This window comes from Cognaticolwellia mytili, assembly GCF_002104475.1.
GTDB lineage: Bacteria > Pseudomonadota > Gammaproteobacteria > Enterobacterales > Alteromonadaceae > Cognaticolwellia > Cognaticolwellia mytili.
The window spans coordinates 751572-772142 of record NZ_NBOF01000001.1; the positions used below are offsets into that span (position 1 = coordinate 751572).

The following is a 20571-nucleotide window of genomic DNA, read 5'->3' on the forward strand; positions in this document are numbered from 1 at the left end:
TAAGTTTAGTCGCACTTAAAGCAACTGTCGTCATTTAGTACATTCGTAATGGCGTTAACCAAAAGTACTAAGTCTTCAGTTTTGCTAACAAATGGCGGCATAATGTAAATTAGCTTGCCAAAAGGGCGGATCCAAACACCTAGTTCAACAAAGCGTTTTTGGATCACCGCCATATCAACATTTTGTGTCGCTTCTACCACACCAATACCGCCTAACACACGTGTGCTGCTTACGCGTTTATGCTGTTTTAGTGGCAGTAACTGTTCTTTAAATAATAATGCTATGTCGGCTATTTGTTGTTGCCATTGATCACGCTTTAAAATTGCTAAGCTAGCATTAGCAACTGCACAAGCTAATGGATTACCCATAAAGGTTGGCCCGTGCATAAAACAACCAGCTTCACCGTCACTAATGGTATTTGCTATTTCGTCAGTACATAAAGTTGCAGCTAGTGTCATGTAGCCGCCGGTTAATGTTTTTCCTAGACAGATAATATCAGGACTTATATCAGCCCATTCACAGGCAAATAATTTTCCTGTTCGTCCTAAGCCGGTAGCAATTTCATCGGCTATTAGTAATACATTATATTCATTGCATAATGAACGGCACGCTTTTAAGTACTCAGGGTGATAAATACGCATACCGCCAGCACCTTGAACTATAGGTTCAATAATAAAGGCTGCTATTTCATGGTGGTGTTGTTTAAATAAATAGGTTAACTCATCAAGCTCTGAGGCATCCCATTTTTCATTAAAGGCTGTTTTCGGTGCAGGAGCAAAAATATTCTTCATCAAAACTGACTCAAATAATTGATGCATACCATTAATAGGGTCACAAACCGACATCGCGGCGAAAGTATCACCGTGGTAGCCATTTTTAACGGTCAATATTTTATGTTTCTCAGCTTTACCTCTGCTGTGCCAATACTGCAACGACATTTTCAACGCCACTTCCACAGCAACCGAGCCGCTATCACTGAGGAATACCTTATTTAAACCACTTGGTGTTATTTCTATTAGCGTTTTAGATAAATCGACTGCGGGTTGATGAGTTAAACCACCAAACATAACATGAGCAAATTTTTCTGTTTGTTTGAGCAAGGCGTTATTTAGTTCCGGATGATTATAACCGTGTAAAACTGACCACCATGAAGACATACCATCAACAATTTTTTCGCCACTAGCTAGCGTAATATGCACGCCATTTGCTGACTCTACTAAGTAGGAAGGTAGTGGGTTCGACATAGAGGTATATGGGTGCCAAACGTGATTTTTATCAAATTCGAGTAATTCTGTTTGTTTTTTGTTCATATGTAAGGCTTGAGTAGGTAAATTAGTTGACATCTTGGTGTTGGTGCATAGACTACCCGTTAATATTATTAGATGCAATTTTCAAAACGAGCGAAATACTATGACCCAGCAGACATTAAACCAAAGCGAAATTCGTCACAATTGGCAAGCTCACGAAGTGAAAGCTTTGTTTGATATGCCATTTAATGATCTGATGTTCAAAGCACAAGTTATTCATCGTGAAAACTTCAATCCGAATGAAGTACAAGTTAGTACTTTGTTATCGATTAAAACTGGGGCATGTCCAGAAGATTGTAAGTACTGTTCACAAAGCTCTCGTTATAAAACAGATATCGATAAAGAACGTTTGATGGAGATTGAAAAAGTATTAGAAGCTGCACAGGTAGCTAAAGATCAAGGCTCAACCCGCTTTTGTATGGGCGCTGGCTGGCGTAACCCTAAAGCTCGCGACATGCCACATGTTGTAGAAATGGTAAAAGGCGTAAAAGCCATGGGGTTAGAAACTTGTATGACACTCGGCATGTTATCTTCAGAGCAAGCAGATGAATTGCAAGATGCTGGGCTCGATTATTACAACCATAACTTAGATACATCTCCAGAGCATTACAACCAAATAATTACTACACGCACTTACCAAGACCGATTAGATACTTTATCTAATGTACGAAGTTCCGGTATGAAAGTGTGTAGTGGCGGTATTGTTGGTTTAGGTGAAGAAAGTAAAGACCGTGCGTCACTACTTGCTCAATTAGCGAACCTTTCTCCACAACCAGAAAGTGTACCAATTAACATGTTAGTGAAAATCGAAGGTACACCATTATCTGATGTTGCAGATTTAGATCATTTTGAATTTATTCGCTGTATTGCTGTAGCACGCATTATGATGCCAAAAAGCCATGTACGTTTATCAGCAGGTCGTGATGCAATGAATGAACAAATGCAATCTATGTGCTTTTTAGCGGGCGCGAATTCAATATTCTACGGTTGTAAATTATTAACCACAGGTAATCCTGAAGCGAATAAAGATATGATGTTATTCAAACGCTTAGGCATTAACACTGAAACCATTGCCGGTTCAGATGACGATGAACAGCGATTGACTACGGCGGTTATTGATCAGCAAAATAGCGATCTTTTTTACAACGCTGTTAACTAAATAGCAATGACGTTTGAGTTTTTAAAGCACGACATTAAGCAACAAAAAGCACGTGCTCGATATCGAGCGCGTCAATGTGTTGCTGAGCAAAGTGGCCGTGAAGTTACCATCAATGGTAAGCAGTATCTAAATTTCTCATCTAATGATTATTTGGGTTTAAATCACCACCGCGAGATAAATAAGGCGCTGCAAGAGGGCGCTGAACGTTTTGGTACTTGTGCTAGCGGCTCAAGTTTAATCACCGGATACTCCTATGCGCATCAATCACTAGAAAATGATATTTGTGAATGGTTGAACAAGCCCAAGTGTTTACTCTTTGCTAGTGGTTTTTCAGCGAATACTGCAATGATGCAAGTTTTAGGTAATAAAACCTGTCATATATATTTAGATAAACTGAGTCATGCGTCTTTAATTGATGGAGCATTAGCAAGCGATGCGAAAATTAAACGCTTTTTACATAACGATACTGCCCAACTCTCGCGTTTACTCAGTAAAAGTCAAACGAACACTTCTGCAGAAGAAACTAATAATATTATTGTTTCAGAAGGTGTTTTTAGTATGGATGGCGACCAAGCTAAGGTTTCATCGTTAGCCCAAATTGCTAAACAACACCAAGCAATGCTTTATTTAGACGACGCACATAGTATTGGCGTAGTAGGTGAAAAGGGACAAGGTAGTAGTGCTAATACTGAAGTAGATGTCGTAATGGCAACTTTTGGTAAAGCCTTAGCAACAAGCGGAGCGTTTGTTGCCTGTGATGAGTCATTAGCAGATTACTTGATTAATTTCTCACGGCACTATGTTTATTCGACGGCAATTTCTCCTGCATTAGCCTGGGCAACAAAAAAGAGCATAGAGTTAGCTCAAAAAGAGCATTGGCGGCGGATAAAAATTCAAGAGTTGAGCCTATTATTAATGTCAAAACTTAGTAATAAAGTAAAATTAATTCAAAGTGCATCATCAATACATGCCATTGTTATAGGTGATGAGACTTCAACACTAAATGTTTGTCAAAAATTGCGAGAGAAAGGGATATGGCTAACGGCAATACGTCCGCCAACCGTTCCAATAAATAGCTCTCGGTTACGCGTTACGATAACATCTAGTCACAATGCTAAAGATATCAATTACCTAGCTAATTGTATTAATGAGGTTATAGCTTAATGTCCGAATTGAGTAGTCGCTACAAAATAGCAAGGTCGTTTGGCTCGGCTAGTGCTTCTTATGATATATCAGCACGCTTGCAACGATATTGTGGTAAACATTTAATGCCTTGGTTACCGAATAGAAACGACTTAAGTGTTTTAGACCTAGGTTCAGGCACAGGTTTTTTTACTGACCTATTGGCAAGTAGATATCAACAAGTCATTGGCTTAGATATTTCTAATAAAATGCTGAATTTTGCCAAAGATAGTCGAAACTCTTCGATTCATTGGCTTGAGGCTGACGCTTATAAAATACCATTGCAAGATAACAGCGTAGATTTTATTTATTCCAACTTGATGATCCAATGGTGTGACCCTTTAGATCTTGTGCTTGATGAAGTGATGCGAGTATTAAAGCCTGGTGGCCTATTCATCTTTAGTACTTTAGTTGATGGCACCTTATTTGAACTTAAATCTTCGTGGGCGCAAGTAGATAACGATAAACACGTAATTGATTTTAAACCCGTACAAGAAGTTCGCTCATTACTTAATGGCAATGATAGAAAGTTACTGAACGATAAAGCCGAAGATATAATCCTAGAATATGAAAATGTTTTACATCTAGCTCACGAATTAAAAGGCTTAGGAGCTAGCCATGTTCCTAAAAAACAGGGGAAAGGGCTTGCAGGTAAAGAAAAATGGAAAAAAATGACCACAAGCTATCAAGATTTCCAAGAGCCAAGTGGCATTTATCCAGCAACCTATAAGGTTTTTTCTGGTTTAGTGGTGAAGTTAAGTAGCTAGCTTTATTAATTCTAGAATCATGATTAAGTGAATATTCAACGATGTTAAAATTATTTGTTACCGCAACTGATACTGATGCAGGAAAAACCTATGTTGCACAAGCGTTGATAAATGCTTTTATTGCAGAAAATAAAAAAGTAGCGGTTTATAAGCCAATATCAGCAGGCTGCGAGCGAATTAATGGTGTTTTAGTCAATGAAGACGCAAAGCTACTACAAATGCAGTCGAACTGTCAGCAAACAATTGAGCAAGTTAATCCAATAGCTTTTGAACCTGCGATCGCGCCACACATTGCCGCAGCTAAAGAACAAAGAGAAATCTCTCTTACAAGTATTGAAAAAGGTTATGAAGAAATCTGTAAGTTTGGCGCGGATATACTCATTTGTGAGGGGGCCGGCGGGTGGCGATTACCTTTAGGAAACGGTAAGTTCCTTTCTGATTTTGCACAATTGACAAAACAACAAGTTATCTTAGTAGTTAATATGAAACTAGGTTGTTTAAACCATGCCGTTTTAACCTATCAATCTATAATCGCCGACGGTTTGGCATGCGTTGGCTGGGTAGCAAATTGCCAAGAAGATATGCCGTACTTAACAGAGAATATGGCAGAGCTTACTACTTTATTACCCATGCCTAAGTTGGCCGAATTAGGTTTTGAACCTGATATAGCAAAAGCAGCGCAGAAAATAGATCTTACTATTTTAACTGCGTTACTTTAGGTTTATCTGTGTCTGCAAAAAATTATAATAAATCGTTCAAATTATCTTCTGTCGTGATTGTTGATTTATGGCCACCCTTAAAAATGTAGCCTGAATTACTGCCATTATCACAAGTCAAACGAAGGCTATTGTCAGCAATGTCTAATGCTGTACCTTCAACAATCGCAACAATTGGTGTCTTGGGATTTAAAACCATAAATTCTGCTAAACGTTGTGCTCTTGTTTCACCATTATGGCCAGGAGGGTTGTAATCTGTGTAATGAGGGTTGAGTTGAAAATCAACAAGATTTAATGCGGTAAAACTTTCTGGTTCAATAATTGGCATATCATTGGTAGTTCTAATTGACAAACCAGCAATGTTTGAGCCTGCACTCCAACCAATATAAGGCATTCCAGTTGCTACTTTACTTTGTATCGCTGGAATCAAATTTTGTTTATATAATTGATGTAATAAGTGGAAGGTATTACCGCCACCTACAGCAATGGCCTGAGCATTATTTACTGCAGCAATAGGATCGTCATATTGATGAATGCCGGTAACTTTCACATCAATTGTATTTAAAGCATTTTGTACCGTTTGCGTATATTCATCATAATTCACGGTGACACCAGCGTAGGGGACAAAGAGTAAATCAGTGACACCGTTAAGCTTAGCTTTAATCATATTTAAAGCGTGTTCTAAATATTTTGTATCACCAACTCGTGAACTGCTAAGTAATAGCAGATTTGCATTTTTAATGGTCACATTCTTACCTTAAGAGTATTTCGTTATGAGTATAACCAAGGCACCTGAAAAGACTCGATTCAGCAAGTAGAGAAAGGGGTATTCACAAGGTATTAATTGAATAAACTGACAATTTCATTACCTACGTGCTTGTTCTTGCTCTGATTTCCTAGATTAACTCTAAAACTGTATTTTCACGTAACTTGGGCATATATATTTTACCTGAAAATGAGCAGCCGTTGACAAATTATTTTGCAAGCTCTGCTATACATGCATTAGCAATGAAGCCAGAGCGTGTGTTGTATTGGGCCGATTTAGCCACCCGATCATCAATTTTTTTTATCAAAAGCTCTGGCAAGGTAACATTGATTTTATGACTCTTCCCCATGTAGGGAATGATATCGAACTCTAATAATGCCCAAATGACTGTTGGCTGATTTGCCACCAGCATATGCTCTTCTATCGATTTTGCTGGCGGAATTGGTTCACCATACTCCACTAAAACACTTAAGTGTGCGGCCATTGCTTCATTAAGTTTGGCTAATCCTTCGTCTAGCGTAAGTGCTTTTACCTGGCAACCAGGTAGGTCAATTACAGAAAGAATATAGCCTTTTTCTTCAATATTATTTATCGCCTGAACAGGATACTGCATGATGTTTGCCTCAATTTTCATCTATATCAACTGTAACTCTTATACCCCCAAAAGTAAAGATTGTTAATAACTCCCGGGTGTCCTAGATCTCGTGATCATGGACTCCAGTAACTCCGGATAAAGTATTTTCTATAACCCTTGTAACTCTTATTTTTTGAGTTTGTGAACATTCACTATTTTTTATCGTGTTATTATTAAGGGAGTTATTATTTTTAAAACTTTTGTTTGTATTTAAAGTGTTTATTATCAGTGGTTTAGTATACGGCTTCTGCATGGGGTTGTAGGGGTTATTGCGACAGTGAGTATGATTTACTTTAAGCTAATAAAAGTGGAGGCTATTTGAGGGCAATTGGTAAAGTAACTGTTGATGATATTCTTGGTTTCTAATAATCTCGAAGAAGTACCTTTGATGGCTACTCGCCATTTAATGGCACCAAACTTTAGCGCATGACATGAAAAACGACAGGCTCTATTTTACTGCTTTAATTTTTAGAGCTGAAATAGTCTAGGGAGATATTTTCTATAATCACAGTAGTTCATTGAGTGTTATGAAATTCATGCGGGGAAATCAACCTTCGGCATTATTGATTTTTAAGTGCGCCCGAATTAATTCAGGCGATAGAGCAATTTTGAAGCAATTGCCAATAACAATTACGCTAGTTATTCAGCGTCATAGTGTTAGCTCTTTTTCGCTTTGCTGAATCTTGAGTCAATTTAATACTGACAAGCAGGGTTTTCTGCGATAATTTGTGAAGCAATTTGACCAAGAAAATCTTGTGATTCGACGTCTAAATCAATACTTTCAATATAAGGTAGTAGGTCGGCAGAGCTGCCCGTAATAACTTCATAGAAAACAAGTGAAGATAAAAAACGACCAACCATTGATGCATGGTTACCATCAGCATTATGTAACTGCAGCGTCGGTTTAAGCATTAAAGCTTCATTCCATGTTAACCCTATAGGCGCTACGCAACTAGACTCTTGCTCAGCGATACGAGTATGAATATTATGGACCATTATTCCCTCGACCGCATTTCCTTGTTGTGGGTGTTCTGGAAATAAAATAGGTGTCGCATTTTGCTCCTTGGTAAGTTGCAGCCACTTTTTTGTGCCATCAATTGGATAATCTACAGTGCCACTTTGTGAATATTTCTGTGCTTGAAAAATAACATGAGTCCAATCAGTGTTTTGTAAAGTGTTTAATGATGATCCATCGTAAAGCCGCTCTTTTAAATATAATTGGCTTGATGCACTGGTAAGCTCAATCGATTTTTCAGGCAAACCGATTGTAATTAATTTTTCTATTATCTGTTCGAGACCTGAAATGTGGCTATTGCCGAAAAGTAGAACTTTATACTTTTGTTTATCTGAATTAATTGGAATTGAAAGATTTGTACTATTCGAAAAATCATAACTAACTTGAGGAGGGCTAGTTGGGGGAGAGCTCGTTGATGAAGTTGAGGAGTTGCATGCCGTAATTAGTATAAGTGATGACAAAAAGAGTTTTTTAGTTTTCAAAAGCAAATCCTTTATTAACGATAAATTAGCATTTAATTATCTAGATACTAATTTAGCTCAACTTCTACAACATTCCAATGGTTGATCGCTTAATGGGTATTTATCCACACTATTCAATACTTTACTGGAACGATGTTGCGAGTTATGCGGTATCGCGTAACCAGTTATATCATAATTTACATTTCCTAATGCTATAAAAACGAACGTATGTTGACTACTGTGATGGCACGAAATGTTTTTATAGACAAAAAAATATAGTCTTCGCTGTAAAAGTTATTGCGGCATTAAAGTGGTAAGTATTACCCGAAAAAACCATCGTTTCGCTAGTACTTAGTATGGAAGGTACAGCCTAATAGAAGTCCGTTTAAATTGTAATCTTTTATTAATACTCTCAAAAAAAGATCTTGATTTGAACAATTCCTATTATGCTTAAATATATCAAGTTTTGCATTGTAGGAGTATTTATGAATTTTATTATCATGATAATTACTATCAGCCTGACTTTAATATCGTTAACAGGTTGCCAATCAACTTCAGGATATCAACAAAAATTAATAAAAGTTGAGCCGATATACCTAGATGAGCAGTTTAAAAATTTTGCTAGTGTGGAAGTAGAGAGTGAAAAGTCAATTTTTGAATTAGATAGTGACATGAAAGCTATGGTTGCCAAGGAGTTAACTCGCGAATCAAGCAACCATAAAAAAGCAAAAAAACTACTCAAATATTTCTTTAGCCCTGAACAACTCAACTTAACTTATAATAAGGGCGCTAATGTCATCGCTTCACGAGCGTATCAAAACAAAGAAGCTAATTGTTTATCCTTAACTATTATGGCTTATGCCATTGCCAAAGCTTCGGACTTAGATGTAGTTTTTCAAAGTGTCAAAATACCAGAATACTGGATGCGTAATGGCAGAATGAATATGCTGACAGGGCATGTTAATTTACGTGTAATGGAGAAAAGTTCCCCTAATAAAGTTGTTTTTTTTGAGCGAAGTATAGCTGAAATCGACTTTGACCCTTTTGTCTTAAAAAAAACTTTCCCTAAAAAAATTATCAGCAAAAATCGAGTTATCGCTATGTTTTATAATAATAAAGGCGCTAATGCTATGGTAAATGGAGATTATATTACCGCTTATGCATATTTAAAGGCTGCAACGAAAATAGATGCCACCTTTTCATCTGCGTGGGGGAATTTAGGGATCTTATACCGTTTTAACGGCCATGAAAAAATCGCAATTGAAACATATCAATACGCCATTAGTATTAACGACAATAACTTAACCTCAATGTCTAACTTGAGTTTACTTTTACATCGTAATGGTGATTATGAGCAAGCCAAACAATTGGATGCTTTTATTATGCGAAAAAGAGCCAATAATCCCTATTACTATGCTTTACTTGGTGATGAAAAGTTTTATAAAGGTGATTATCACCAAGCGATACATCATTACCGTAAGGCAATACAACTAAATAAAAATGTCCATGAATTCTATTTTGGTTTAGCAAAAATTTATTATATGTTAGATGATATAGAAAAATCACAAAATTACATGAAAAAAGCGATTGCCAAAAATCGTATCAAACAGATTGACCAACAATATATTACAAAGTTAAATATGTTAAGAAAAATCAAAGGATAACAATAATATATGAACTTTAAAAAGATCTCGTGTTTTGTCTTAATACAGGTGGTAATGGCTTGTTCAAATCGAAATATTGTAACCGAGGATTTTAGCAAAGTACCTCAGGCTGGTGTTGCAGTAAAACCTAGTTTACTGCAACACCTTAAATACCTATCTTCTGATCGTTTACAAGGCCGAAAAGTTGGCAGTTATGGCAATAAGTTAGCTCAAAGTTACCTTGTAGAGCAACTTGCTGAAAAGGGGGTATTACCATTTGGAGAAAGTTATCTTGCACCTTTTTCGATCGATGGGATATTAAAATCAACGCAAGGAAATAATGTTGTCGCTTTAATACCGGGCTCTGAATATTCTGATAAGTTTATTGTCTTAAGTGCGCATTTTGACCATCTTGGTGGCCGTGGTAAAAGAGTATTTAACGGCGCCGATGATAATGCTTCTGGTACTGCAGCCTTATTACACTATGCACAAATTTTGAAAACAATGCCCTTACGTTATAGCGTTATTTTATTGTTTACTGATGGCGAAGAAGCCAACTTAAAGGGAGCAAAAGCGTTTGTTGAGCAAAACCAGAACATACTGGGCAATATTATACTAAATATTAATATTGATATGATTGCAGGCAATAAGCATACAAAAAAACTGCGTTACATAAGCTATGACTTAGATACCATACTTAACGCCAATCAACTATCCGCATACACTGTCAATCAGCAGCACGCCTTGATTAGAATTAAAAAAGGCTTTAGGCAGGGCTTTAATCACCCAGATAACAAGATAAAGTGGCAAATGGCCAGTGATCATGGTGCTTTCTATCAACAAGGCATTCCTTTCATTTATTTTGGTGTTGGAACACATAATAATTACCATAAAACATCAGATACTTATGACAACATCAATCATCCCTTTTTTATCAAAGCTGTTGATAGCATTTATCAGCAAATCATCTTCCTTGATCGAAATCTATAAAAAAGTTCGCTAGGCTACTCAGAACAAAGAAAAATACGTTATAATAGCCACCACGATTAAATATAAAACTAAGGTTAGCTCATCAATGGAAAAGCGATTTATAACAGCGCAGGAATTGCTTGAAGATTCATTTCGTGTGGCAGCGAAAGTATATGAAGACGGTTTCAGACCACAATTTATTGTTGGAATATGGCGAGGTGGTGCGCCCATTGGTATTGCAGTGCAAGAATATTTTGATTTTAAAAAAGTAGAAACGGATCATATTGCCGTTCGTACTTCGTCTTATTATGGTATTAATCAGCAAAGCAAAGAAATCAAAGTTCACGGATTACATTATATTATTGAAAATGCTAATGCTGATGACGGTTTACTAATCGTTGATGACGTTTTTGATTCTGGTCGCAGTATTGAAGCATTAATAACTCAATTGAAAAAGTTAAGCCGCAACAATATGCCAACAGATGTGCGTATTGCATGCCCATGGTATAAACCTCAAAACTCTAAGGTTGATTTAGTTCCTGATTATTATGTCCATGAATCTTCAGAATGGTTAGTTTTCCCTCATGAATTATCAGGCTTAACGCCAGAAGAAATCACTGATGGTAAAAAAGATTTAGCTAATATTTTAGATTTGTTTGTTTAACCTTTAACTTTAATTAGATAGAAAATAGCGCACGCTGTAAATGGTGCGCTATTTTTTTACCCACTAAACGATTAAGTAATCGCAAGATAATAGTGGCGATACTTGCGTTGTTGATACTGAGTGCTTGATATACAAGTTAATTAATAGCATGCTATTCTTCTGGGTTTTAACAATGAGCAAATACTGTTTACCCAGTGTTTAGATCAGCTAACTTGTACAAAAACAATTAATGCATTATGTTACGCTTTTAAAAGCATATTAAACGGTCATATTGCATGAAAATCAGTACAGGTTTACTTTTTTGTTGCCTCTTTTCAGCCTTTACTTCGGCTAAAACACCATTAGTTTTATTGTCTATTGACGGTTTTGCACAGCGTTATTTAGAAACTTATCAACCTAAAGCATTAAATAGCTTGGTTGAGCAAGGTACAAGTGCAAAAGCACTGTTACCAGTTTTCCCCAGTAAAACCTTTCCAAACCATTTAAGTATAATAACCGGACAATATCCTGCTAACCATGGCATCGTACATAACAGCTTTTTTAATCGAGATATTAACGAAAAATATAAGCTCGGCGCTGGGAAGAACGATGCTCGCTGGTTAACTGCAGATCCCCTTTGGCATATTAATGAACGACAAGGCAATAAATCCGCAGTATATTTTTGGCCAGAATCAGAAACATCAAGAGAAAATAAAACCGCAAGTTACTATTATCCTTATAAGCACTCCACACCTAATAAAACACGCTTTGACCAGATATTAAATTGGTTACGTTTGCCCGCCGCTGAGCGACCAAACTTCATTACTGGATATTTTGCCAGTATTGATGATGCAGGCCACGATTTTGGTGAAAACTCACCAGAGCTTATTCAAGCAATAACTGAACTTGATAATTTGTTAGCTGAATTTGTTGAGCAAATTAATACTGAATTTTCTGGCCAGGTTAACTTGGTTATCGTTTCTGATCACGGTATGACTAAAATAGATAAAAAACATGTGATCAAGTGGAAAAATATGCAAATTGATGATGTTAAAGTTATTAATGGCTCGACGCAGCTTTATTTGTATAGCGACAATAATCAAAAACTACAAGAAAGCTTAACACTTTTTCAAAGCCAGCAAGAAGAGCAAAAGGGCTACCAGATATATCAACACCCTAATTTTCCCGCGCATTGGCAGTTAAACACCGACGGCCCTTCCATACCTAATGCAATTATTGATGCTGAAATGTCATATATCTTCGATAAAGGCCGTAGTCATATTGACCCAGAAACTCATGGTTATGACCCTAAATCACAACGAGATCTCGATGCGATTTTTATTGCGACAGGGCCATCATTTAAAAAAAATGTACAAATAGATGCTTTTAATAACGTTAATGTGTTGCCTATTATTACCCGTGCATTGGGTTTAAAAGATGTAGACAATATTGATGGCACTTATCAAATAGCAGACGAGATTGTCCGTAAATAAAATACTTTTAACCTGGAAGAAAAGGGGATTTATGGGGAAATACCAAGTGAGCTTAGTAAAAGGCTATCAAGTTGCTTCAGGATTAACCAAAAACTCCTTATTTCCTAATGGTACTGTTAATGCACAAATACCTTATTTTGAAGCGTTAGGCTTAAGCCTGACAGGTTTTTTTCCTGCAACACTTAATATTCACTTTGATTGTCAAAAAATATCGTTATCCCAGCCAACCTTTTATTTTCAAAAGGTAAAGTGGCATTCATCAGTTCCTGCAGAAGACTTCAAGTTTTTCACTTGCCAATTATTTTACAAAAATATCGCTTATCAAGCCTTGATTTATCAACCTCAAATAGCAACAAAAGTTGCACACTTTCATCCACACAATCAACTAGAAGTATTAGCACCTTATATTAAAAATGTAAATTACGGTGACACCTTATATATTGAAAGCAGTAGTATAAATTTACAGTGCTGATTTTTGAGTGCTCATACCTATTTTTTACTTTGCTTGTTGAGCGAAAATATTATTAAATTTACCTTAAATAACTTTTCATTAACATGCATAATAAGGTATGTTTTAAATTAAAGAATAAAATTGAAGTTTTGCCATGGAATTAAGCTACATAGCACGTCAGGCCATACTGGACCGTAACAATCAAACTATAGGTTATGAATTGTTGTTTAGGGATAGTCCAGAAAATAGATTTCCTGAGATAGATCAAGATATTGCTAGTTCTAAGCTAGTGATACAAAATCATTTTCAAGGTGATATTCAGTCTATTAGTTTAGGAAAACTCGCTTTTATCAATTTTACTGAAAAATGCTTGATTAATAAGTACCCATTAATGTTCGATAAATCGTCAATTGTTATCGAGTTGGTTGGTCATAAATCAGTAACAGAACGTTTATTGAAAATTGTTAAGTATTATCATGAAAATGGTTATCAGGTTGCATTAACCGAGTATGACTTAGATAAAAAGTGGGATGTACTATTCCCTTATATTTCAATGATAAAAATCGATATTGAAGTCACTAATGCTAAACGCTTAAGGCCGGTACTGGAGCGTTTGAAATCTTTTAATATCAAATTAATTGCTGAAAAAGTTGAAACAAATTATCAGTTACAATCACTAGCAGAAGTTGGTTTTAATTATTATCAAGGTTATTTTTATCACGAGCCAGAAATAATTAGAGGGCAAACACTATCTCCAATAAAATCACAGATGTTACATTTGATCAGTGAAACCTTTAATAAGCCATTAGATTTTGACCATATCGCCGAGATTATCAGTCATGATGTCAATTTAACCGTCGGTTTTTTAAAGCTAGTCAATAATGTTGCCACGGGTACTCGTATTGAAGTTACATCATTAAAGCAAGCGGCTGCCTACTTAGGTGAAGATAAACTCAAGCAATACGTTACTATTTTGGCGCTATCAAAACTTACATCAGATAAAAATAGTGAAGTGTCTAAGCAATCACTTATCACGGCTAAGCTGATGTCAAGTTTGGCGAAAGAAAGTGCTTTTTTAGAAATTAGTGACTTAGCATTTATTACAGGGTTACTCAGTACCGTTGAAGTGCTTTTGAGTATGCCAATGGATGAAATACTCAAAACAATGCCATTAGCCAAGCCAATTGAAGAAGCTTTAGTCAATCATAGTGGTTTACTTGGTGAGTTATTAGATTTAACCACAAACTACATCACAGGTCATGGTGAGAACATCCAACAATTAATTGATGTTTATGGGCTAGATGCAAATTTTATTCATAAAGAATTTGTTCAGGCGAGCAACTGGTGTAAATCTTTAGGGATTTAAATTACTTGAATGAATATAAATAAAGGAGTACTTAAATACTCCTTTATTTTATCAATAAAAACCTACGCTTAATTTAATTTTCTAACTCAAGCTTGTCTTGTGTACGCTTTAAAAAGTCACTAGCATCATGACGCTCATGCAGTTGAGTTGATAAATCTCCCCACGTTTTATTAACCATCACACCACGTTTAATTGCCGGGCGTTGGTCCAGTTGGTTAGCCCAACGTATCAAGTTTTTGTATGAGCCGGCATCTAAAAATTCTGCAGCATCGTATAATCTATTTAACACAAGTGCGCCATACCAAGGCCATATTGCAACATCAGCGATGCTATATTCATCTCCACAAATGTATTCATTATTTGCTAGATGTTTATCTAAAACATCTAGCTGCCTTTTAACCTCCATTGAAAACCTATCAATACAGTACTCTATTTTTTCCGGAGCATAAGCATAAAAATGCCCAAAGCCACCACCTAAATAAGGTGCACTGCCCATTTGCCAAAATAGCCACGACATACACTCTGCTCGTTTTTCGCCCTTGGGTATTAACGCATTAAACTTCTCAGCTAAGTGCAACAAAATGGAGCCTGATTCAAATAAGCGAATGGGTTGTTCATTACTTTGGTCCAACAGTGCGGGAATTTTAGAATTGGGGTTAATATCAACAAACCCGCTAGCAAACTGTTCTCCTTTACTAATATCAATTAAAAAAGCGTCATACTCAGCCTCATCGAAACCCAGGGCTAGTAACTCCTCCAGCATAATCGTAACTTTTACCCCATTAGGGGTTGCGAGCGAATGTAGCTGGAAAGGATGCTTCCCTTTTGGTAACGCGTTATCGTGAGTAGGGCCTGAAATAGGCCGATTGATACTTGCCCAGTTCCCGCCATTGCTTGTATTCCATTGCCATACTTTGGGTGGAATATATGAATTATCAGCACTCATGGGATTTTCCTATAATTATTAAAATATTACATGAATAGCTACGTTAAGCCTAAAGAGTAAAAAACGCGAGGGCTTTAACAGTAATTTTAAGAGCACGTAGCTATCAGTTAGATGATAAGTGTATGAAAGCAATTTAAAAAAGAATATATTGGCAAGTGATAAAATAATAATTCGTATAAGGTAATGTATTTTTCATGATCATTGATAATGTAAAGCGCTTAACGCTATTTGGCTTACTAACATCGCTACTTGGCTGTACAAATGTTAGTCACACGCCGCAAGTATTTTTGGGAGAAAACCTTATTACTCCATACACGGGTTTTCTTGCTGGCTGGAAAGTCATTATTGAAAACCAAGCGCATTATCATTCTAGAATGTGGCAACACCCCGCGCTTGGTTTTAAGAGCTCTTACGTTGTTAGTGTCACACCAAAAGAAAAACACAATAACAAATACTTTCGAAATATTATCGACAAACCGGGTATTGAGTCTTGTATCAATTTTAGTAGTGAAACCATCAACTCAACTATCGACACAAATTATCCAAAAGAATTTTGGCAAACAACCTGTTTAAGAAAGAATGGCAGTGAAGCAAAAATTCTACACTTGCTTATTCAAGGAAATGATAGCCTTTATCACATTCAAAAAATTTGGCAGGATAAATATTCTTTAGAAGAAATTTCATTGTGGCAGAGTAGACTTGAACAAAGTTATGTTTGCGATAGCAGATCACTTGAAGCCAAGTGTCCTCAAAACAATGACTAAATTTTGAGGCATTGTAGATACAAAAAATTACTGAAAAGTAACGAAGATTCAACCGTTTAATTTTCTATAAAAGCTAAACTATGTTTGACATAACGACTATGTGTGCCAATATTTTTATATCCATTAGGATTTTAAATTGCCCACAATAAAGGAATTTTTATGAAGGTTGCATTATTTTCAATTGCCGCGAGTTTATTACTAAGTGCTTGTACAACTCAGCATAAGTTAGTTGTAGAAGAAATGAAGTTGAGCGGATATTTGAGTCATTATGAAAAACTGCAACCGCTTGAAGATGAAACAGCAATGCGTTGGCTATCAGGCGATTTAAAGCAGTACGATAAAATTTATATGGCACCGATAGAGTTACTGCCTGGTTTTAACGTAAACGAACAAGTTAATACTGAACAAGCTAAAAAAATTACAGAATATTTAAATAATGGATTTAGTGATCGGTTATCAAAAATAGGTCGTTTAGCCACAGCGCCTGGTCCTGGCGTACTAACGATAAAACCGGCAATAACAGCAATAACATCAGAAACTGAACAGTTAAAAGCACACCAATATGTTTTGCCCATTGCTATAGCGAGAACTTTAATAAAGTCTGCCACCGATCGACGTGATGCCGTTGCTGCTATTTATTTAGAAGCACAATTATTCGATGGTGATAATATCCTTAAAGGTGAGGTATTAAGAAAAGGCATTAGTGGTCAGTCAGATAATGAAGAAATCACTCAAGAAGACGTTAATGGTTTGCTGGACGATTGGTTAGAATTTTTTCAGCAACAAGTCGCTAGTATTTATGACGAGTAATTAATTCTATTTTAACACAGGGTGTTAAATAAAAAGGCAGCCACAAAAAGGCTGCCTTTTTTATATCTAATTTTGTCTTAATTTAAATGATTAGCGTCAATACTAATTCAATGTAAGTGTTTAGCTTAATTATGCTCTTCACAGTTTTCACCATGACAGGTATTAAGCTTGGCTAATTCGGCTTTATCCTTAGCTAAAACTAATTGAAGATCTTCTTTACGCTGTTTAACTGCCACGCCATAGCTATGGTCGTCACCCCAAAGTTCAGCCAGTAAGTTCATTGACTCGTGATCATGATCAGAAAATAATGTACCCGCACGCTCAGCCGTTTTATCATCATTACCCAATAGCTTTAATGCTTCTATCCCAAGGTTTAATGCGGAATCAAAAGTTTCACGTTTAAAAGCAGTAACCCCGATACTCATCAACTCATAAGCATGGCGTCTATCTCTCGCTCGAGCGACTATTCTTAAATTTGGAAAATGTTTTTGTGCAAGCTTCGACAGCTCAATAATTTTATCGGCATCATCAATGGCAATGACTAGAAGTCGAGCTTCGTTTGCACCAGCAGCTTCTAATAAGTCTTGCCTTGAAGCATCCCCGTAATAAACTTTATTACCAAAGCGTTTCAGTAATTCTATTTGGCTAGGGCTGTGATCCAAAATTGATAAATGATAACCCTGAGCAGCTAATAGACGACCGATTATCTGCCCAAAGCGTCCGTACCCAGCAATGATCACTTGAGTTGTAGACTCTATTTCTTCACTTGATTCATAAGCATTGTCAGCCGTTGCTTTTCTATCAATAACTTTGTCGTAGAAAATTAACAATAGTGGTGATAGCAACATAGACATAGCGACAACTAAGGTCGTAAATTTAGTTTGCGTATCATCAAGTATTTGTAATGACGTAGTTAATGAAAGTAAAACAAATGCAAATTCACCACCTTGCGCTAATGCTAAAGTAAATAAGTACTTTTGCTTACCGGGCAACTTAAACAAGGTAGCGAGGAAGTAAAGCACAATCGCTTTAATTACTATGAGGCCAATGACTAAGGAAATGATACTGCTAAATTGTTCGGCAAATAATTGAAAATCAATCGATGCGCCAACAGTAATGAAGAATAAACCAAGTAATAAGCCTTTAAATGGTTCAATGTCTGCTTCTAACTCATGCCTAAAGTCACTTTCTGCTAAAACGACACCGGCTAAAAAAGTACCTAAGGCCGGAGATAGTCCTATTTTTTGCATCAATACTGCAATGGTGATCACTAAAAATAAGGCAAATACGGTAAAGAGCTCACGTAATCGAGTATCAGCTATATATCTAAATACGGGTGCTGAAACATATTTACCGGCTAAAATAATTGCCGCAATAACGGTAACAGAAATCAGTACTTGGCCATATACGGGAAAATGTTCCACCCAATTACCATGGCTTTGATCGCTTGCCGTAGCAGACAAATCAGCAAAGGCCATAAGCGGTAAAAGCGCGAGAATAGGGATGACCGCAATGTCTTGAAATAGCAAAACCGAAAAAGCGTTTTGCCCAGCTTCTTGTTTAATCCAACCTTTTTCCGCTAGTGTCTGTAACACAATCGCCGTAGATGAAAGCGCTAACATCAAACCTATTGCCATTGATGTTTGCCATCTTAAATCCAAAATGTACAAACAAGCGGCAAATATTAGCAATGTTGAAAGGGTGACTTGCAGTCCACCTAAACCAATAATCGAGTGTCTAAGTTTCCATAAACGTGAAGGATGTAGCTCTAAACCGACTAAAAATAGCATCATCACGACACCGAATTCTGCAAAATGCATGGTATCTGTTTGGTCACCAACTAAGCCAAATAAAAATGGCCCAATTAAAATTCCAGCTAACAAATAGCCTAATACAGAGCCAAGCCCCAAACGTTTGGCAATTGGCACAGCAACTATTGCTGCAGCAAGGTAAATTAAAGCACTTTCTAACATAGTGTTCCTAGTTGTTTGTTTTACTTATTATTTATTTGATTTTTATCTAATTAATTCTGTTGTGCTTGCCAAGCAATAGTTAGCCAGGAAGCACTATCAGTATAGTGTATTTATCTGGTAATAAGGTTAATCAACTTTACGGCGTTTACCACTTTCTGCACGTTTTTTGTTTTCACTTTGCACATAAACGGTATCAGTTGTTGCCATACTGGCATGACCCAAATCCTCAGAAATATCTTTAAGAGGGCGCCCACGTTCAATTTCCATACTTGCACCGGTATGTCTTAACCAATGTGAAGAGGCTTCCTTTAGCTTTAATGCCTTGTTAGCGCTTTCAGATATTCTCATGTTTTCATAAGCTTGGTCGAAGACGCTTTGCACTAAACGCCGTAAATGGCGTGAAGTCATGCCGCCTTGACCACGTACTTTTTCAACCAGAATCGAGTTTTCATTACTTGCTGGTAAACCCAATAAACCACGAGAAGTACGATAACGCTCTAAAAATGGCAGAAAATCGATAGGCACAGTAATATCACGCAGTTTTCTACTTTTGCCAAACACTTTCAGCCACCAGTTTTCATCCTCATCTTGCCAAAAGTTGCTCATAACAGGAGACCAATTTGGTCGTTCAGACAGCTCAGAAATCCTTAAAAATAGGGTTTTTAAGGCAGCAATAACGAATAAATTACGTTCAAAAACAGGGTTCTCATCAGCCATTTCTACAGCGGTATCTAAAACATATTGCCATTGGCTAGCGGTTAAGCGTTTGATTTCTTTAACTTGTGAGTCAATGATAAAGTGACGACAATCTTTTTTAGCAATTTGTGCAGGATTACCAACGCAATAATCTTCAGACATTAAGTAATTATAGAATGCGATAATAGCGGTAAACATTGATGTCAGCGTTTGCTGCGATGGACGATATTTTTTCTTGTCTACAACATATTGAGATTTTAGACTTTTAGGCGCTTGAATTTTAAATGGAAACCAATGTTCGTTAGCTGATGAATAACCATGGGTGATCCTAAAGCGTTCTTGATTTGACGTACCAATCCAATGAACTGGTGGCTGCCAACAAAAGTCAGCATATTCTAGAAAGTCAGATTTACGTAATTGATCGATAGGTTTTTGCTTTTCGATAAACGCCCATAAAAGAAAACGTTCAACGTCATTTCTAAAACGGTCATAAGTATGCTCAGATTTATTTCGACCTATATAAGTAAGAAAAACTTTTCCCCAGTTAAATTGCTCAAGCCACCAAGGTTCGTTTGCAGAGAACAATTCATTTAGTTCAGGATAATCTTCAAGATCGAATTCACACAAATCAACGTATGGTGGGAATAAAGGAAAAGGCTTATTTAACGACATATTATTTTTAATTCTGAGTATCAATATTGGAATGAAGTTAGTTTAATGCATCATATACGCTATGTCCAATACTGAAGAGTATCGGACATAGTGGGGTGTATTGATAGGGAGAGCGCTTACCTTGTCGTCTATTGTCAT

Annotated in this window: 19 protein-coding genes; 12 read left to right on the top strand and 7 right to left on the bottom strand. The window is 36.6% G+C overall.

What is annotated here, in order from left to right; translation table 11 throughout:
- Positions 1–5: 5 nt before the first annotated feature.
- Positions 6–1310 carry an adenosylmethionine--8-amino-7-oxononanoate transaminase gene (gene bioA, locus B7C41_RS03180; RefSeq protein ID WP_085297695.1) on the bottom strand — a complete coding sequence of 435 codons (1305 nt, stop codon included), beginning with the start codon at positions 1308–1310 and terminating at the stop codon, positions 6–8.
- Between the two features lie 100 nt (positions 1311–1410).
- On the opposite strand from bioA, the gene bioB reads away from it, so the two are divergent.
- Genes bioB through bioD form a run of 4 tightly spaced genes read left to right on the top strand, consistent with a single transcriptional unit; the run spans position 1411 to position 5134 of the window.
- Positions 1411–2466: a biotin synthase BioB gene (gene bioB, locus B7C41_RS03185; protein WP_085297341.1), complete on the top strand. Its 1056-nt coding sequence runs from the start codon at positions 1411–1413 to the stop codon at positions 2464–2466.
- A gap of 6 nt (positions 2467–2472) precedes the next feature.
- Entirely contained in the window at positions 2473–3630 is a 1158-nt protein-coding gene (locus B7C41_RS03190; RefSeq protein ID WP_085297342.1) for an aminotransferase class I/II-fold pyridoxal phosphate-dependent enzyme, read from the top strand.
- Positions 3630–4415 (top strand): malonyl-ACP O-methyltransferase BioC, encoded by a 786-nt coding sequence (gene bioC / locus B7C41_RS03195; protein WP_085297343.1) that lies wholly within the window; start codon positions 3630–3632, stop codon positions 4413–4415. Before B7C41_RS03190 ends, bioC begins: the two co-directional genes overlap by 1 nt.
- Before the next feature lie 41 nt (positions 4416–4456).
- A complete protein-coding gene (gene bioD / locus B7C41_RS03200; protein WP_085297344.1) occupies positions 4457–5134 on the top strand; it encodes a dethiobiotin synthase in 678 nt (225 codons plus the stop codon).
- 22 nt (positions 5135–5156) lie between these two features.
- Here bioD and pepE read toward each other — a convergent pair whose 3' ends face one another.
- The 3 genes from pepE to B7C41_RS03215 form a co-directional block, all read right to left on the bottom strand.
- A complete protein-coding gene (pepE, locus tag B7C41_RS03205; RefSeq protein WP_085297696.1) occupies positions 5157–5873 on the bottom strand; it encodes a dipeptidase PepE in 717 nt (238 codons plus the stop codon).
- A gap of 232 nt (positions 5874–6105) precedes the next feature.
- Positions 6106–6510 (bottom strand): type II toxin-antitoxin system HicB family antitoxin, encoded by a 405-nt coding sequence (locus tag B7C41_RS03210; protein WP_085297345.1) that lies wholly within the window; start codon positions 6508–6510, stop codon positions 6106–6108.
- Positions 6511–7224: 714 nt separating this feature from the next.
- Positions 7225–8028, bottom strand: a complete 804-nt coding sequence (locus tag B7C41_RS03215) for a hypothetical protein (protein WP_085297346.1) — start codon at positions 8026–8028, stop codon at positions 7225–7227.
- Between the two features lie 425 nt (positions 8029–8453).
- On the opposite strand from B7C41_RS03215, the gene B7C41_RS03220 reads away from it, so the two are divergent.
- The 6 genes from B7C41_RS03220 to B7C41_RS03245 all read left to right on the top strand — a co-directional run bounded on the left by B7C41_RS03220 (position 8454) and on the right by B7C41_RS03245 (position 14572).
- Complete coding sequence (locus B7C41_RS03220) at positions 8454–9671, top strand: tetratricopeptide repeat protein (RefSeq protein WP_085297347.1); 1218 nt, start codon at positions 8454–8456, stop codon at positions 9669–9671.
- A gap of 9 nt (positions 9672–9680) precedes the next feature.
- Positions 9681–10640 (top strand): M20/M25/M40 family metallo-hydrolase, encoded by a 960-nt coding sequence (locus tag B7C41_RS03225; RefSeq protein ID WP_085297348.1) that lies wholly within the window; start codon positions 9681–9683, stop codon positions 10638–10640.
- Between the two features lie 85 nt (positions 10641–10725).
- The gene (locus B7C41_RS03230) at positions 10726–11283 is read left to right on the top strand and encodes a phosphoribosyltransferase (RefSeq protein WP_085297349.1); all 558 of its coding nucleotides are present in this window, start codon (positions 10726–10728) and stop codon (positions 11281–11283) included.
- 275 nt (positions 11284–11558) lie between these two features.
- Positions 11559–12755: an alkaline phosphatase family protein gene (locus B7C41_RS03235; protein WP_085297350.1), complete on the top strand. Its 1197-nt coding sequence runs from the start codon at positions 11559–11561 to the stop codon at positions 12753–12755.
- A gap of 46 nt (positions 12756–12801) precedes the next feature.
- Complete coding sequence (locus B7C41_RS03240) at positions 12802–13227, top strand: hypothetical protein (protein ID WP_143764270.1); 426 nt, start codon at positions 12802–12804, stop codon at positions 13225–13227.
- 133 nt (positions 13228–13360) lie between these two features.
- Positions 13361–14572 (top strand): EAL and HDOD domain-containing protein, encoded by a 1212-nt coding sequence (locus B7C41_RS03245; RefSeq protein ID WP_085297352.1) that lies wholly within the window; start codon positions 13361–13363, stop codon positions 14570–14572.
- 73 nt (positions 14573–14645) lie between these two features.
- On the opposite strand, the gene yghU is transcribed toward B7C41_RS03245, so the two are convergent.
- The gene (gene yghU / locus B7C41_RS03250) at positions 14646–15518 is read right to left on the bottom strand and encodes a glutathione-dependent disulfide-bond oxidoreductase (RefSeq protein ID WP_085297353.1); all 873 of its coding nucleotides are present in this window, start codon (positions 15516–15518) and stop codon (positions 14646–14648) included.
- 194 nt (positions 15519–15712) lie between these two features.
- Between yghU and B7C41_RS03255 the strand changes: the two genes are divergently transcribed.
- Both B7C41_RS03255 and B7C41_RS03260 read left to right on the top strand, forming a co-directional pair.
- Positions 15713–16282 (top strand): hypothetical protein, encoded by a 570-nt coding sequence (locus B7C41_RS03255; RefSeq protein WP_085297354.1) that lies wholly within the window; start codon positions 15713–15715, stop codon positions 16280–16282.
- 159 nt (positions 16283–16441) lie between these two features.
- A complete protein-coding gene (locus tag B7C41_RS03260; RefSeq protein WP_085297355.1) occupies positions 16442–17092 on the top strand; it encodes a DUF3313 domain-containing protein in 651 nt (216 codons plus the stop codon).
- 125 nt (positions 17093–17217) lie between these two features.
- On the opposite strand, the gene B7C41_RS03265 is transcribed toward B7C41_RS03260, so the two are convergent.
- Complete coding sequence (locus B7C41_RS03265; RefSeq protein WP_085297356.1) at positions 17218–19065, bottom strand: monovalent cation:proton antiporter-2 (CPA2) family protein; 1848 nt, start codon at positions 19063–19065, stop codon at positions 17218–17220.
- Between the two features lie 126 nt (positions 19066–19191).
- Positions 19192–20433: a tyrosine-type recombinase/integrase gene (locus B7C41_RS03270; protein ID WP_085297357.1), complete on the bottom strand. Its 1242-nt coding sequence runs from the start codon at positions 20431–20433 to the stop codon at positions 19192–19194.
- Between the last annotated feature and the right edge of the window lie 138 nt (positions 20434–20571).

Excerpts from the sequence above, each read along its gene's own strand:
- bioA (WP_085297695.1), bottom strand. The coding sequence starts at position 1,310 with ATGAACAAAAAACAAACAGAATTACTCGAATTTGATAAAAATCACGTT.
- bioB (WP_085297341.1), top strand. The coding sequence starts at position 1,411 with ATGACCCAGCAGACATTAAACCAAAGCGAAATTCGTCACAATTGGCAA.
- B7C41_RS03190 (WP_085297342.1), top strand. The coding sequence starts at position 2,473 with ATGACGTTTGAGTTTTTAAAGCACGACATTAAGCAACAAAAAGCACGT.
- bioC (WP_085297343.1), top strand. The coding sequence starts at position 3,630 with ATGTCCGAATTGAGTAGTCGCTACAAAATAGCAAGGTCGTTTGGCTCG.
- bioD (WP_085297344.1), top strand. The coding sequence starts at position 4,457 with ATGTTAAAATTATTTGTTACCGCAACTGATACTGATGCAGGAAAAACC.
- B7C41_RS03210 (WP_085297345.1), bottom strand. The coding sequence starts at position 6,510 with ATGCAGTATCCTGTTCAGGCGATAAATAATATTGAAGAAAAAGGCTAT.
- B7C41_RS03220 (WP_085297347.1), top strand. The coding sequence starts at position 8,454 with ATGCTTAAATATATCAAGTTTTGCATTGTAGGAGTATTTATGAATTTT.
- B7C41_RS03225 (WP_085297348.1), top strand. The coding sequence starts at position 9,681 with ATGAACTTTAAAAAGATCTCGTGTTTTGTCTTAATACAGGTGGTAATG.
- B7C41_RS03230 (WP_085297349.1), top strand. The coding sequence starts at position 10,726 with ATGGAAAAGCGATTTATAACAGCGCAGGAATTGCTTGAAGATTCATTT.
- B7C41_RS03235 (WP_085297350.1), top strand. The coding sequence starts at position 11,559 with ATGAAAATCAGTACAGGTTTACTTTTTTGTTGCCTCTTTTCAGCCTTT.
- B7C41_RS03245 (WP_085297352.1), top strand. The coding sequence starts at position 13,361 with ATGGAATTAAGCTACATAGCACGTCAGGCCATACTGGACCGTAACAAT.
- yghU (WP_085297353.1), bottom strand. The coding sequence starts at position 15,518 with ATGAGTGCTGATAATTCATATATTCCACCCAAAGTATGGCAATGGAAT.
- B7C41_RS03255 (WP_085297354.1), top strand. The coding sequence starts at position 15,713 with ATGATCATTGATAATGTAAAGCGCTTAACGCTATTTGGCTTACTAACA.
- B7C41_RS03260 (WP_085297355.1), top strand. The coding sequence starts at position 16,442 with ATGAAGGTTGCATTATTTTCAATTGCCGCGAGTTTATTACTAAGTGCT.
- B7C41_RS03265 (WP_085297356.1), bottom strand. The coding sequence starts at position 19,065 with ATGTTAGAAAGTGCTTTAATTTACCTTGCTGCAGCAATAGTTGCTGTG.
- B7C41_RS03270 (WP_085297357.1), bottom strand. The coding sequence starts at position 20,433 with ATGTCGTTAAATAAGCCTTTTCCTTTATTCCCACCATACGTTGATTTG.